The organism is Stutzerimonas kunmingensis, assembly GCF_002929225.1.
In the GTDB taxonomy this organism is placed as follows: domain Bacteria; phylum Pseudomonadota; class Gammaproteobacteria; order Pseudomonadales; family Pseudomonadaceae; genus Stutzerimonas.
The window spans coordinates 370,969-383,520 of the sequence record NZ_PISM01000022.1 but is presented as its reverse complement, the minus strand read 5'-3'; the positions used below and the strand labels follow the sequence as shown (position 1 = coordinate 383,520).

General features: G+C 63.5%; 14 protein-coding genes. 4 read left to right on the top strand and 10 right to left on the bottom strand.

Features of this window, described 5'->3' with window-relative positions:
- Positions 1-118: 118 nt before the first annotated feature.
- The 3 genes from CW305_RS21030 to CW305_RS21020 form a co-directional block, all read right to left on the bottom strand.
- Positions 119-592, bottom strand: a complete 474-nt coding sequence (locus tag CW305_RS21030) for a PA2171 family ribosome-binding persister protein (protein ID WP_014818788.1) — start codon at positions 590-592, stop codon at positions 119-121.
- Between the two features lie 92 nt (positions 593-684).
- Positions 685-963, bottom strand: a complete 279-nt coding sequence (locus CW305_RS21025; protein ID WP_003301474.1) for a DUF3509 domain-containing protein — start codon at positions 961-963, stop codon at positions 685-687.
- A gap of 177 nt (positions 964-1,140) precedes the next feature.
- On the bottom strand, positions 1,141-1,755 hold the full coding sequence (locus tag CW305_RS21020) for a class I SAM-dependent methyltransferase (RefSeq protein ID WP_104098861.1): 615 nt from the start codon (positions 1,753-1,755) through the stop codon (positions 1,141-1,143).
- 300 nt (positions 1,756-2,055) lie between these two features.
- Here CW305_RS21020 and CW305_RS21015 point away from each other — a divergent pair, with 300 nt between their 5' ends.
- The gene (locus CW305_RS21015) at positions 2,056-2,436 is read left to right on the top strand and encodes a response regulator (protein ID WP_014818786.1); all 381 of its coding nucleotides are present in this window, start codon (positions 2,056-2,058) and stop codon (positions 2,434-2,436) included.
- Positions 2,437-2,496: 60 nt separating this feature from the next.
- Here CW305_RS21015 and fba read toward each other — a convergent pair whose 3' ends face one another.
- The 7 genes from fba to CW305_RS20980 all read right to left on the bottom strand — a co-directional run bounded on the left by fba (position 2,497) and on the right by CW305_RS20980 (position 9,818).
- Positions 2,497-3,561 (bottom strand): class II fructose-bisphosphate aldolase, encoded by a 1,065-nt coding sequence (gene fba / locus CW305_RS21010; protein WP_014818785.1) that lies wholly within the window; start codon positions 3,559-3,561, stop codon positions 2,497-2,499.
- Between the two features lie 179 nt (positions 3,562-3,740).
- On the bottom strand, positions 3,741-4,076 hold the full coding sequence (locus CW305_RS21005) for an MliC family protein (RefSeq protein WP_104098860.1): 336 nt from the start codon (positions 4,074-4,076) through the stop codon (positions 3,741-3,743).
- A 23-nt stretch (positions 4,077-4,099) separates the two neighbouring features.
- Positions 4,100-4,294, bottom strand: coding sequence for a hypothetical protein (locus tag CW305_RS23825; RefSeq protein ID WP_014818783.1), 195 nt, complete (start codon positions 4,292-4,294; stop codon positions 4,100-4,102).
- 135 nt (positions 4,295-4,429) lie between these two features.
- On the bottom strand, positions 4,430-5,590 hold the full coding sequence (locus CW305_RS20995; protein WP_104098859.1) for a phosphoglycerate kinase: 1,161 nt from the start codon (positions 5,588-5,590) through the stop codon (positions 4,430-4,432).
- 48 nt (positions 5,591-5,638) lie between these two features.
- The gene (gene epd / locus CW305_RS20990; RefSeq protein WP_045666226.1) at positions 5,639-6,685 is read right to left on the bottom strand and encodes an erythrose-4-phosphate dehydrogenase; all 1,047 of its coding nucleotides are present in this window, start codon (positions 6,683-6,685) and stop codon (positions 5,639-5,641) included.
- Between the two features lie 102 nt (positions 6,686-6,787).
- Positions 6,788-8,785: a transketolase gene (gene tkt, locus CW305_RS20985; RefSeq protein WP_104098858.1), complete on the bottom strand. Its 1,998-nt coding sequence runs from the start codon at positions 8,783-8,785 to the stop codon at positions 6,788-6,790.
- A gap of 94 nt (positions 8,786-8,879) precedes the next feature.
- On the bottom strand, positions 8,880-9,818 hold the full coding sequence (locus tag CW305_RS20980) for a LysR substrate-binding domain-containing protein (RefSeq protein ID WP_104098857.1): 939 nt from the start codon (positions 9,816-9,818) through the stop codon (positions 8,880-8,882).
- Positions 9,819-9,963: 145 nt separating this feature from the next.
- On the opposite strand from CW305_RS20980, the gene CW305_RS20975 reads away from it, so the two are divergent.
- The 3 genes from CW305_RS20975 (at position 9,964) to CW305_RS20965 (ending at position 12,543) form a co-directional block, all read left to right on the top strand.
- The gene (locus CW305_RS20975; protein ID WP_102832286.1) at positions 9,964-10,860 is read left to right on the top strand and encodes a TauD/TfdA family dioxygenase; all 897 of its coding nucleotides are present in this window, start codon (positions 9,964-9,966) and stop codon (positions 10,858-10,860) included.
- Complete coding sequence (locus CW305_RS20970; RefSeq protein ID WP_014818777.1) at positions 10,857-11,459, top strand: LysE family translocator; 603 nt, start codon at positions 10,857-10,859, stop codon at positions 11,457-11,459. The genes CW305_RS20975 and CW305_RS20970 overlap by 4 nt, the downstream gene beginning before the upstream one ends.
- An 82-nt stretch (positions 11,460-11,541) precedes the next feature.
- On the top strand, positions 11,542-12,543 hold the full coding sequence (locus CW305_RS20965) for an ArsR/SmtB family transcription factor (protein ID WP_104098856.1): 1,002 nt from the start codon (positions 11,542-11,544) through the stop codon (positions 12,541-12,543).
- Positions 12,544-12,552 lie beyond the last annotated feature (9 nt).

The window sequence follows — 12,552 nt, the reverse complement described above, 5'->3', positions numbered from 1 at the left end:
TCTAGGGTCGCAGCGGCGCTTCGTCGCATTATTGATGCAAGTCAGCGAAGCGATGGGTCCGGGGACAGACGATAGTCGGGCGCGCCGAGGCAGGACGCCCCGGCAGCCCTTCCGGTACTCAGGCCGCCAGCTTGGCGGTGAGCTCCTTCTTGAGGCGGGCGCGCAGTTCGCTCATCTGCTCCCCCATTTCCTCGAGGCGCTTGGCATCGAAAAGCTCGCGTGCCTGCGGGAACATTTCCGATTCCTCTTCCTCGATATGGTGCTCGAGCAGCTCCTTGCACACCTTGGCGCGACCGGAGAATTCGAGGCTGCCGGGATCGGTTGCCTTCAGATCCGGCAGTACCAGAGCATCCACCGCACGGTGTTCTTCCTTGGCCTCGTGGTACATCTTTGCTTCTTCCTTGCCGCCAGCTTCCTTGTAGGCGGGATAGAGAATCTGCTCTTCCAGCTGGGTATGGATGGTGACTTCCATTTCCAGCTTGCTCAGCAGCTCGGTGCGTGTCTTCACGGCACGCTCGGTGGAATCGATCAGGCGCGTCAGCAGGTCCTTCACGCGCTCATGATCCTCAATCAACAGGTCGATGGCGTTCATGTGGCTATCCTCTTCGGCTTCACGGCAAACGAACCGGGCTCTGCGGCCCGGTGTCGAAAAATATGGCTGCGGTCATCCCGCAGCCGGGCGGCTCAGGCGTACTCGTAGGTCGGCAGTGCGGTACGGCTCTGGCTCTGCAGATGTGCGATGGAAGGCGACATCCCCGCCTCCAGCGCGAGGTCCCGGCGTACCGAGCTGACGACCCATTCCAGTTGCATCCGGGTCTGGGTCTGGCCCTTGGAAAGCGCTCGCTTGACCAGAACACGGTCGTCGTTGCGCAGGGTCAGCAGCAGCCCGCCATCCGGGCGGGGCTCGGTGAGCACTTCGAACTCAGGGAATGCGGCAGTGAGGAATTGTTGTGCAGCGGTCATTGTTCTGTACTCCAATAAGTTCCAGCGAACCTAACGGAGCAGCGTTCGTGCCAACCTGACCAATGATTTTTTATCTAACAAAAACAATAACTTATGAAATTATGCCCAGGCATTAAGCCGTGCAAAACGCAATACGAAGCGTGATGCAGGTTGCATTCTGCGGTCTGCATTGGCCGTTCAGCCCTTACGCCAGACACTCGCTAGCCAAGGTTGTTCCTCCCGTGGCACCCCGGCGGGGCGGTAGTAGTGCTCCAGTTCGACGAAACCGGCGGCCAACACGCGTTCGCGCCAGGTCGGCCAGGCATACCAGACGCCGTAGCGATCTCCACTCCAGCCCTCCTGGTCATGACCGCGCGGATTGGAGCAGAACAACACCCCACCCGGCTTCAAGCTATCGCTCAGCTGCAAAAGGACCCTGGGCAATTCGGTGCTAGGCACGTGAAACAGCACCGCATTGGCAAAGATGCCATCGAACGATTGGGCCGGAAGCTCCAGTTGCAGCAGATCCTGATGCCAGACTTCACAGCCACTGCCGGCGCGCGCCATCTCGACGAACGCCTCTGTTCCATCGAGACCTATCGCCACATGCCCGCGGGTTCTCAGGGTCTTCAGATCACGACCTGGACCACAGCCGAGGTCGAGGATGCGCAGCGGCGGTTCTGCCTGAATGTGACGCAGAAGGGCATCAATGTTCTGGCTGACGTCGTGGTCGAGCGTACCCTCGCGGAAAGCCTCTGCATTGAGGCGGTAGTAATCGAGCGTGCGCTGCGCGGCGGCCTCGGTATCGTTCATGGGCGACTCCAGCATGAGAATGGCGCAACCCTAGCGCGGCCTCGAGCATAGGGCCAGTGCTGCGACAGACCTGTACTGCCGGTCAGGCACCCCCGGCTGGGCGCCCCCGGCTAAGGTAGGCATTGAGCGTTGCGCCTGGAACGGCGAGGATGCCGCTCACAACGTGAGCCAGCGCACAGTAGCCGGCGGAAAGCGACGACCGTCCGGCTGCAGGACTGAAACTTGCAGCGCGTAACCTGTCGAAATCCTGTCCGGCTCTACAACGGCTGGAATGCAGCGAAACGCAACATCGAGACCACCATGAACCACGCACTGCCGAAAATCGTTCTGCTCGTCGAAGACGAGCCGCATATCCTCAGCCTGCTCTCGGACTATCTGGCCAGCGAGGGCTACCAGGTACTGGAAGCGGACAGCGCGCCCAAGGCATTCGAAATCCTGGCGACCAAACCGCAGCTGGATCTGTTGGTAACCGACTTCCGCCTGCCCGGCAATGTATCCGGCGTGATGATCGCCGAGCCGGCACTCAAGCTGCGGCCCGACCTCAAGGTGATCTTCATCAGCGGCTATCCGATCGAAATCTATGAATCGGGCAGCCCCATTGCGCGCTCGGCGCCGGTGCTGGCCAAGCCCTTCGCCCTGGACACGCTGCACAGCCAGATTCAGGCATTGCTCGCCAGCTGACCGACACTGCGCCGAAACGAAAAAGCCCGCATAGCGCGGGCTTTTTCACGTCTGGACGGATCAGTTGATCTTCGGGTCCAGTTCGCCGCTGGCGTAGCGCTGGAACATGCCTTCCAGGGAGATCGGCTTGATCTTGCTGGCGTTACCGGCGGTACCGAAGGCCTCGTAGCGGGCGATACAGATGTCGCGCATGGCCGAGACGGTCTTGGCGAAGTACTTGCGCGGGTCGAACTCGCTGGGGTTCTTCGCCATGAACTCGCGAATCGCGCCGGTGGACGCCAGACGCAGGTCGGTGTCGATGTTGACCTTGCGCACGCCGTACTTGATGCCCTCGACGATTTCTTCGACCGGCACGCCGTAGGTTTCGCCGATTTCACCACCGTACTGGTTGATGATCTGCAGCCACTCCTGCGGCACCGACGAGGAGCCATGCATCACCAGATGGGTGTCCGGAATGCGCGCATGGATTTCCTTGATGCGCTGGATCGAAAGGGTGTCGCCGGTCGGCGGCTTGGTGAACTTGTAAGCGCCGTGGCTGGTGCCGATGGCGATCGCCAGGGCATCGACCTTGGTCTTGGCGACGAAGTCGGCGGCTTCTTCCGGATCGGTCAGCAGCTGGCTGTGATCGAGCACACCCTCGGCACCGACGCCGTCTTCCTCGCCGGCCATGCCGGTTTCCAGGCTGCCCAGGCAACCCAGCTCACCTTCCACGGAGACACCGCAGGCGTGAGCGAAGGCCACGGTCTGCTGGGTCACGCGCACGTTGTAGTCGTAGTCGGCCGGGGTCTTGCCGTCCGCCTGCAGCGAACCATCCATCATCACCGAGGAGAAGCCCAGCTGGATCGAGCGCTGGCAGACATCCGGGCTGGTGCCGTGGTCCTGGTGCATGCACACCGGGATGTGCGGGAATTCTTCGATCGCCGCCAGGATCAGATGACGCAGGAACGGCGCGCCAGCGTATTTGCGCGCACCGGCGGAAGCCTGGACGATCACCGGGGAGTCGGTCTTGTCAGCCGCTTCCATGATGGCGCGCATCTGCTCGAGGTTGTTGACGTTGAAGGCCGGCACGCCGTAGCCGAACTCGGCGGCGTGGTCGAGCATCTGGCGCATGCTGATGAGTGCCATGTTTTCCTTTCTCCCGGTCTGGGTCGTTTGATCGTGTAGAGCCTGCCGCAGTGGCCGACGCTGTTCAAGCGCCGCACGCTGGGCGCGGCATTGTAGTGGCGGGGGCGGCAAATGCCAGCGTCCCGCCAGCTTTCAGTCGAAAGCCCCGCATCGGCGAGGCCTGTATGAATCATTAGCCGCTAGATGCTGATGAGCGACGCACTGCAGCCATGGGCCAGCACCTTGTCATCGGCGACGTGGTACACCAGCGCCTCGTTACCCTTGTCGTGGAAAGCGAGTACGCCATCGCTATAGAAACTGCCGCGGGTGGCTGGTTCCTTTCGCAGGGTATGAATACGTTCGTCATTGCCCACTTTCAGGTCGATCGCCGAGTGCTGGTCGTCAGCGTATCGCCAGGCGATGTTCTGCTGACTCTGGCATTTCCAGCGCACGAATGGCGCATCCGGGCCGGATTGCCAGTGGCCACAACCGCCGAGCAGCAACGCTGCGATCAGCATGGACAGGCCTTTGTTCATTCCTTCTCCTTGGCAAACGGTGATCACGGGCAATCCTGCAGGCCGTCTTGCGTAGTGATGGTCGGGTCGCCCGTGGCCTGCATTTCGACGCGCTGGTCATGCTCGGCAGTCGGGCTGAGGACAGGCGGTGGGTCGAGTACCTGGCAAGCGCTATCCGGTGAATTCCCGGCGCAACCGGCCAACCCCAGGCAGCAAACAGCAACAACGGCATATCGCATGGTGCATCCCCTTTCCTTGTTCCAGATAGAACAAAGACCACGGCAAGCCGCCGGGGTTGCCCCATGCGCTGCCGGCCCAGCATCTCCTGAGCCGGCAGGCGAACGGCACAAGGCGTTCACCTCGCCCGCGAAGTTTCAGTCGGCGCGCTGTTCCAGCACTTCGACCGCCGGCAGCACCTTGCCCTCGACGAACTCGAGGAAGGCGCCACCACCGGTGGAGATGTAGGAGATCTGCTCGGCCACGCCGTACTTGTCGATGGCTGCCAGGGTGTCGCCGCCTCCGGCGATAGAGAACGCTGGGCTCTGGGCGATGGCCTGAGCCAGCACCTTAGTGCCGTTGCCGAACTGGTCGAATTCGAACACGCCGACCGGACCGTTCCAGAGGATGGTCTGCGAAGCCTTGAGCATTTCGCCGAACATGGCGGCGGTCTTCGGCCCGATATCCAGGATCATGTCGTCGTCGGCGACGTCGGCGACAGCCTTGACCGTGGCCTCGGCACTCTCGGCGAACTCCTTGGCGACCACCACGTCCACCGGCAGCGGCACGGCAACCTTGGCCGCGATGGCCTTGGCGGTGTCGAGCAGATCCGCTTCATGCAGCGACTTGCCAACGTTGTAACCCGCCGCGGCGAGGAAGGTGTTGGCGATGCCGCCACCGACGATCAGCTGGTCGCAGATGTCGGCCAGCGAGGTCAGCACGTCGAGCTTGGTCGACACCTTGGAACCGGCGACGATGGCGACCATTGGCTTGGCCGGGGTTTTCAACGCTTTACCCAGGGCATCCAGCTCTGCCGCCAGCAGCGGGCCGGCGCAGGCCACCTTGGCAAACTTGGCCACACCATGGGTCGAGCCCTGGGCGCGGTGCGCGGTGCCGAAGGCGTCCATGACGAAAACGTCGCACAGCGCGGCGTATTTCTGCGCCAGCTCGTCGGTGTTCTTCTTCTCGCCCTTGTTGAAGCGCACGTTCTCCAGCAGCACCAGCTCACCCGGCTGGACCTCGACGCCTTCCAGATAGTCCTTGATCAGCGGCACTTCGCGGCCGAGGGCCTTGGATAGGTAGTCGGCGACCGGCTTGAGGCTGTCTTCCTCGCTGTAGACGCCCTCTTCCGGTCGTCCCAGGTGCGAGCAGACCAGCACCGCCGCGCCCTTCTCCAGCGCCAGCTTGATGGTCGGCAACGAGGCCAGGATGCGTGCATCGCTCTTCACCGCGCCATCCTTCACCGGCACGTTGAGGTCCTCGCGGATCAGCACGCGCTTACCCTGGAGGTCGAGATCGGTCATCTTCAAAACGGTCATGTTGGTCTTCCTTAAGGTCGAGAAGCAGCGATGTTCCAGGCGCGGGGGCTAGGTGCGATTGGCCACGCGCAGATAGTGGTCGGTGACGTCGAGCATGCGGTTGGCGAACCCCCATTCGTTGTCGAACCAGGCCAGCAGGTTCACCAGGCGCGGGCCGGACGCGCGCGTCAGGCTGCCGTCGACGATCGCCGAATGCGGATCGTGATTGAAATCGCAGCTGGCGTGGGGCAGCTCGGTATACGCCAGCAAGCCCTGCAAGGGCCCGCCTTCGGCGGCCTCGCGCAGCACCCGGTTGATCGTTCGCGCATCGGTATCGCAGGCGGTCTGCAGCGTGATGTCCAGACAGGACACGTTCACCGTGGGCACCCGCACCGCTTTGGCCTGAATCCGCCCCGAGAGTTCCGGCAGCAGGCGTTCGATACCCCGCGCCAGGCCGGTGGAAACCGGAATTACCGACTGGAAGGCCGAACGGGTGCGGCGCAAGTCTTCATGATGGTAGGCGTCGATCACCGGCTGATCGTTCATCGCCGAGTGAATCGTGGTGATCGAGGCGTACTCGATGCCCACCGCGTCGTTGAGCAGCTTGAGCAATGGCACGCCGCAGTTGGTAGTGCAGGAAGCGTTGGACACCAGCCGCTCGGAGCCCGTCAGCTGCTGCTGGTTGATGCCCATGACCACCGTGGCATCGACATCCGCCGCGCTGGCCATCGGCTGCGAGAACAGCACCCGCGGCACACCCGCGGCGAGAAAGCGCTCGCCATCGGCGCGACTGGTGTAGGCGCCCGAGCACTCCAGCACCAGATCGACGTCCAGCGCCCGCCAATCGATGGCCTCGGGCGTCGACTCGCGCAGCACCTTCACGCAGTGTCCGTTGAGGTGCAGGCAATCGCCGTCGACACTGACTTCGCCGGGAAAGCGGCCGTGGGTGGAGTCGAAACGGGTGAGGTATTCCAGGCTGGCCATGTCGGCCAGATCGTTGAGGGCAACGAACTGAAAATCGAAGGCGGCGCCGCGCTCATAGAATGCACGCAGCACGCAACGGCCGATGCGGCCGTAGCCGTTGAGAGCGACGCGATAGGGACGGGCGTTGGCCATGGGTTCTTCGTCGGTCCTGCAGGTGGAAAACCGATGTTCTCCACCCTACGCGGATGGGGCTTGATGGGTGGATGGCCGCAGCCATCCACCCCATCTTTGCGGTCAGTCCTCCAGCAGCTCTTCGGCGACGGCGAGGATGTTGTCGACGGTGAAGCCGAACTCCTCGAACAGCTGGTTGGCCGGAGCCGATTCCCCGTAGGTGGTCATGCCGATGATGCGACCGTCAAGGCCGACGTATTTGTACCAGTAGTCCGCGTGCGCCGCCTCGACGGCGATACGTGCACCGACTTCCACCGGCAGCACCTGCTGCTTGTAGGCGGCGTCCTGGGCATCGAACACGCTGGTGCAAGGCATCGAGACAACACGCACCTTGCGGCCCTGCTCGGTCAGCTTGTCGGCGGCCTGCACCGCCAGACTGACTTCCGAACCGGTGGCGATGAGGATCAGCTCCGGCTCGCCGACGCAGTTCTTCAGGATGTACCCGCCGCGGGCGATGGCCGCCTCGGTCTCGTTGTCGCGCACGTGGAACGGCAGGTTTTGCCGCGAGAAGATCAGCGCGCTCGGGCCGTCCCTGCGTTCGACCGCATGCTTCCAGGCCACCGCGGATTCGACGGTATCGGCCGGGCGCCAGGTGTCCAGGTTCGGCGTGGTGCGCAGACTGGTCAGCTGCTCGATCGGCTGGTGAGTCGGGCCATCTTCGCCAAGACCGATGGAGTCGTGGGTGAAGACGTAGAGCACGCGCTGCTTCATCAGGGCGGACATGCGCACGGCATTGCGGGCGTATTCCATGAACATCAGGAAGGTTGCGCCGTACGGAATCAGGCCGCCGTGCAGGGCGATGCCGTTCATGATCGCGGCCATGCCGAACTCGCGCACGCCGTAATACATGTAGTTGCCCGAGGCGTCCTCAGCGACTACCGGCTTGCAGCCCTTCCACAGGGTCAGGTTGGAGCCGGCGAGGTCTGCCGAGCCCCCGAGCAGCTCCGGCAGCAGCGGGCCGAAGGCATTCAGACAGTTCTGGCTGGCCTTGCGGCTGGCGATGGTTTCGCCCTTGGTGGCGACTTCACGGATGAACTCGCTGGCCTTGTCGGCGAAGTCAGCCGGCAGCTCGCCGGCCATGCGCCGCTTGAACTCGGACGCCAGCGCCGGGAATTCGGTTTCATAGGCGGCGAAGCGCTTGTTCCACTCGTTTTCCGCGTCGGCGCCCTTCTGCTTGGCGTCCCACTCGGCGTAGATCTCGGCCGGGATTTCGAAGGGGCCGTGTTTCCAGCCCAGCGCCTCGCGGGTCAGCGCGATCTCGGCATCACCCAGCGCAGCGCCGTGGGATTCTTCCTTCCCCTGCTTGTTCGGCGAGCCGAAGCCGATGATGGTCTTGCAGCAGATCAGCGTCGGACGGTCGCTCTTGCGCGCGGTCTCGATGGCCATCTGGATCTCGTCGGCGTCATGGCCGTCGACGTTGCGGATCACCTGCCAGCCATAGGCTTCGAAGCGCCGCGGGGTGTCATCGGTGAACCAGCCGTGCACTTCGCCGTCGATGGAGATGCCGTTGTCGTCGTAGAAGGCGATCAGCTTTTTCAGGCCAAGGGTCCCGGCCAGCGAGCAGACCTCGTGGCTGATGCCTTCCATCATGCAGCCGTCGCCGAGGAACACATAGGTGTTGTGGTCGACGATGTTATGGCCGGGGCGGTTGAACTGCGCCGCCATGACCTTCTCCGCCACGGCGAAACCGACAGCGTTGGCCAGGCCCTGACCGAGCGGACCGGTGGTGGTCTCAACGCCGGCGGTGTAGCCGAACTCCGGGTGGCCCGGGGTCTTGCTGTGCAGCTGGCGGAAGTTCTTCAGGTCATCGATGGACAGGTCGTAGCCGGTCAGGTGCAACAGCGAGTAGATCAGCATCGAGCCGTGGCCGTTGGACAGCACGAAGCGGTCGCGGTCGGCCCACTGCGGGTTGGTCGGGCTGTGCTTCAGATGATCGCGCCAGAGGACTTCGGCGATGTCCGCCATGCCCATGGGGGCACCCGGGTGGCCGCTGTTGGCTTTCTGCACGGCATCCATGCTGAGGGCGCGGATGGCATTGGCTCGCTCACGACGGCTGGGCATCGCTGAATCTCCTGCGGGGTGTACGTAGAAAAAGGCGGCCATTTTCCCCTACCGAGGGTAGCTGGGGCAATGACTGAATGGCCGGCCCGCGCCGTCAATCCAACAGCTCGACGCCCTGACTGGTCACGTCCGGCAGGTGTTCGAGCAGGTAATCGCGCATGCGCATCAGGGTCGCCGACTCATCGCCGCCGCCGGGCCAGACCAGGTAATAGCTGTCACCGGACTTCACTGCCTGATGGAACGGCAGCACCAGGCTGCCGCGCTGCAGCTCGGCGCCGACCAGCGCCAGGTCACCGATCGAGACACCATGCCCCTGCGCCGCGGCGGAGATGCCCAGCTCCAGGGTGTCGAACAGCTTGCCCTGCTGCCAGGCAATCTGATCCGCGCGCCCGGTACGCTGCAGCCAGCGCCGCCAGTCACGGCAATCCCGCGAAGGATGGATCAGCTCCGCCTCGCCCAGCCGCTGCGTGGTCCAGGCCGTGGTGCCAAGCAGTTCAGGGGCACAGACCGGCACCAGCCACTCATCGAACAGCTTCACCCGTCGCCAATCAGCGGGGAAACCGCCGTTGCCAAGCAGAATTGCACAGTCGAACGGCTCGCTACTGAAATCCACTGCGTCCAGATCCATCCAGGCACTGGTCAACTGCACGCGGTTCTGCGGACTGGCCATATGAAAGCCCTCCAGCGTGCCCAGCAACCAACGCATGGTCAGGGTCGACGGCGCCTTCAGGCGCAACGCACCACGCTGGCGGGTCACCGCAACGCAGGCGTTTTCGATGGTGCGAAAACCGATCTTCAACTCCTGCGCCAGCAGTCGCCCGGCATCGGTCAGCGTCAGACGCGAGCCGTGCCGCTCGAACAGCTGGCAGCCGAGATGCTCTTCCAGCGTCTTCACGTGCCGGCTGACCGCACTCTGGGTGATGAACAGGCTCTGCGCGGCCCGGGTGAACGAGCCGAAACGCGCCGCCACCTCGAAGGCGCGCAAGGCATAGAGCGGCGGCATGCGCGGCGCTGCGACAACCGAATCCGGCATGACTAAAACTCATCCTTAGGGGTCATTTTTTCCATTTTCCAATCTTTTCCAGCGTCCCAATACTGCGCCAGCAATGGGGTTCCGGGCCAGCTTCGGTATTCACTTAACGCGCACGCGCACCAATAAAAACTCAGGAAAGGATGCCATGCAGAACAAATACTACGAGACGCTCCTGGCCAATGCGGTAGAGAAGAGCGCACTGCAGCATGAGCAGATCGGCCAGATCATCAATTTCAGGCTGTTCGGTAACAAGAAAGGCTTCATGACCCTCGAAAGCCTGCCCATCGGCGACATCCCGCCAACACCGCTGAGCCGCGACCTCCTTTGCAAACCCGACGACAGCAGCGAGCGCCTTCTGCTGCAGGCCACCGCCCTGCTCGGCGAACCGATCGGCTATCTGCAGGAGTCCGAGGGCTGCATCGTCAACAACTTCTTCCCGCAGCAGGCACATTCCCGCGGTGCAACGTCGGACAGTTTCGATACCGAACTGGACCTGCACACGGAAAACGCCTTCCACGCCGTACTGCCCGACTATCTGGTGCTGCTCTGCCCGCGCCAGGACCCCGACGCGGAGGCGGTCACCTATATCGCCTCGATCGAGCGCATCCTCGAGCGACTGACCTTCGAAGAGCAGGCGTTCTTCCTCACCGAGCCGTACAACTTCCTGTCCGATTACGGTCCCACCGAAAAGAACCAGCGCATCGACATCAATCGCCACCAGACCATCCTCTACGGCGACCCGGATGCACCCTTCTTCCGTTTCGACCCGCACTTCATGCTGGCCTTCAGCAGCCGCGCCCAACAACTGATGGACAAGCTGCGCGCCATCGCCTGGGAGGTGGTCGAGCCGGTGCGGCTGAATCGTGGCGACATGCTGATCATCGACAATCGCCGCACCGCTCACGCGCGCAGCCCCTTCAGTGCACGCTTCGACGGCAGCGATCGCTGGATCCAGCGCGCCTTCGCCATCACCAATCCGAACTTCTATGCCGAGCGCCTGGGCAAACGCAGCCGGGTATTCGGCCTGGTGACCGAACTATGAACGCAACCTATCTCGCCTTCGCCGCGGCGGTCGCCCTGCTGATCGCCTCTCCCGGACCGGTGGTCGCACTGGTGGTATCCGACGCGCGCCGGCGCTGGCCACTGTGGACGATTCTCGGCGGTGCGCTGTCTGCGCAGATCCTGATGATCGCCGCACTGGTGATGATCTACCTGGCGCTGGACCTCGACCCGCTGGTGCTCGAAGCCGGGCAGATCCTCGGCGGCCTGTACCTGATCTGGCTGGGCTGCGACAGCCTGTGCGGCGGACGCAGCGAGGCCGCCATGCCCAAACGCAGCGAGGCGCACTATTTCTGGCGGGCCATGGCGGTGGGCCTGTCCAACCCCAAGGACATCCTGTTCTTCCTCGCCTTCCTCCCCGGCTTCATCCTGCCCGCGCAGCCGTTCGCGCCACAGGCGACGGTGCTCATCGTGATCTGGGCGGTGATCGATCTAAGCATCCTGCTCGCCTACAGCCTGCTCTCGCGCCGCCTGGCCGGCGAAGGACTGATTCAGCGCCTGCTGGATATCCTGCCGAACTACTTCCTCATCGGCCTTGGCCTGGTGTCGTGCACCCTAGGTTTGTCCCGCCTGCTGCAGTAACCCCGCGCCCAGAAGGGCAATATCAAAACTTTTTGATATTGCCCTTGCTGTACGAAAAGTGACCGACTAGACTGCGCCGCTTATGAGCCTGCGCATACCCCAGATCCGTTTCGACGCCAGTGATTCGCTCGCCGCCCTGTGCAAGGCCGGTGGCGATGCGCTGCGCCTGAACGTACTGCGGGCGCTGGCCAGCGATTCGTTCGGTGTACTGGAGCTGGCGCAGATCTTCGCCATCGGTCAGTCCGGCATGAGCCACCACCTCAAGGTACTTACCCAGGCTGGGTTGCTGGCAACCCGCCGCGAAGGCAACGCGGTGTTCTACCGGCGCAGCCTGCCGCTGGTCGACAGCCCCGGCGGCAAGCTGCACGCGGCGCTGCTCGAGGAAGCCGATCGGCTGGAGCTGCCGCGCGAGATCGAGGCCCGTATCGCCGCCGTGCATGCCCAGCGCAGCGCAGCCAGCGAGGATTTCTTCGCGCGCATGGCCGACAGCTTTCAGGCCCGTCAGGACCTTATCGCCGGCCTGCCGCAGTATCGCGACAGCGTGGTGGCCTTGCTCGATGCACTGAACTTCGATGCCAGCGCCACGGCGCTGGAAGTCGGTCCAGGGGATGGCAGCTTCCTGCCGGAGTTGGCGCGGCGCTTCGCCCGCGTAGTGGCGCTGGACAACAGCCCCGCCATGCTCGATCTGGCGCGTGCGCGCTGTCAGGAAGCGGGGCTGACAAATGTCGAGCTGAAGCTCGCCGACGCACTGCACGACGACTGCCCGCCGGCCGACTGCGTGGTGCTGAACATGGTGCTGCATCACCTGGCGGCGCCCGGCGAGGCGATCAAACAACTGGCACGGCTGGTGAACGCGGGCGGCAGCCTGCTGGTCACGGAGCTGTGCAGCCACAATCAGAGTTGGGCCAGGGAGGCCTGCGGCGATCTCTGGCTGGGCTTCGAACAGGACGATCTGGCCCGTTGGGCCGATGCCGCGGGGCTCACGCCCGGCGAGAGCCTCTACATTGGCTTGAAGAACGGTTTTCAGATCCAGGCCCGGTACTTTTCCCGGTCCGTCCCTGACGACCGACTCACCCACCGGTAATAGGAAACC

Coding starts and splice junctions, on each gene's coding strand:
- CW305_RS21030 (WP_014818788.1), bottom strand. CDS start 592: ATGAACGCCATCGACCTGTTGATTGAGGATCATGAGCGCGTGAAGGAC.
- CW305_RS21025 (WP_003301474.1), bottom strand. CDS start 963: ATGACCGCTGCACAACAATTCCTCACTGCCGCATTCCCTGAGTTCGAA.
- CW305_RS21020 (WP_104098861.1), bottom strand. CDS start 1,755: ATGAACGATACCGAGGCCGCCGCGCAGCGCACGCTCGATTACTACCGC.
- CW305_RS21015 (WP_014818786.1), top strand. CDS start 2,056: ATGAACCACGCACTGCCGAAAATCGTTCTGCTCGTCGAAGACGAGCCG.
- fba (WP_014818785.1), bottom strand. CDS start 3,561: ATGGCACTCATCAGCATGCGCCAGATGCTCGACCACGCCGCCGAGTTC.
- CW305_RS21005 (WP_104098860.1), bottom strand. CDS start 4,076: ATGAACAAAGGCCTGTCCATGCTGATCGCAGCGTTGCTGCTCGGCGGT.
- CW305_RS23825 (WP_014818783.1), bottom strand. CDS start 4,294: ATGCGATATGCCGTTGTTGCTGTTTGCTGCCTGGGGTTGGCCGGTTGC.
- CW305_RS20995 (WP_104098859.1), bottom strand. CDS start 5,590: ATGACCGTTTTGAAGATGACCGATCTCGACCTCCAGGGTAAGCGCGTG.
- epd (WP_045666226.1), bottom strand. CDS start 6,685: ATGGCCAACGCCCGTCCCTATCGCGTCGCTCTCAACGGCTACGGCCGC.
- tkt (WP_104098858.1), bottom strand. CDS start 8,785: ATGCCCAGCCGTCGTGAGCGAGCCAATGCCATCCGCGCCCTCAGCATG.
- CW305_RS20980 (WP_104098857.1), bottom strand. CDS start 9,818: ATGCCGGATTCGGTTGTCGCAGCGCCGCGCATGCCGCCGCTCTATGCC.
- CW305_RS20975 (WP_102832286.1), top strand. CDS start 9,964: ATGCAGAACAAATACTACGAGACGCTCCTGGCCAATGCGGTAGAGAAG.
- CW305_RS20970 (WP_014818777.1), top strand. CDS start 10,857: ATGAACGCAACCTATCTCGCCTTCGCCGCGGCGGTCGCCCTGCTGATC.
- CW305_RS20965 (WP_104098856.1), top strand. CDS start 11,542: ATGAGCCTGCGCATACCCCAGATCCGTTTCGACGCCAGTGATTCGCTC.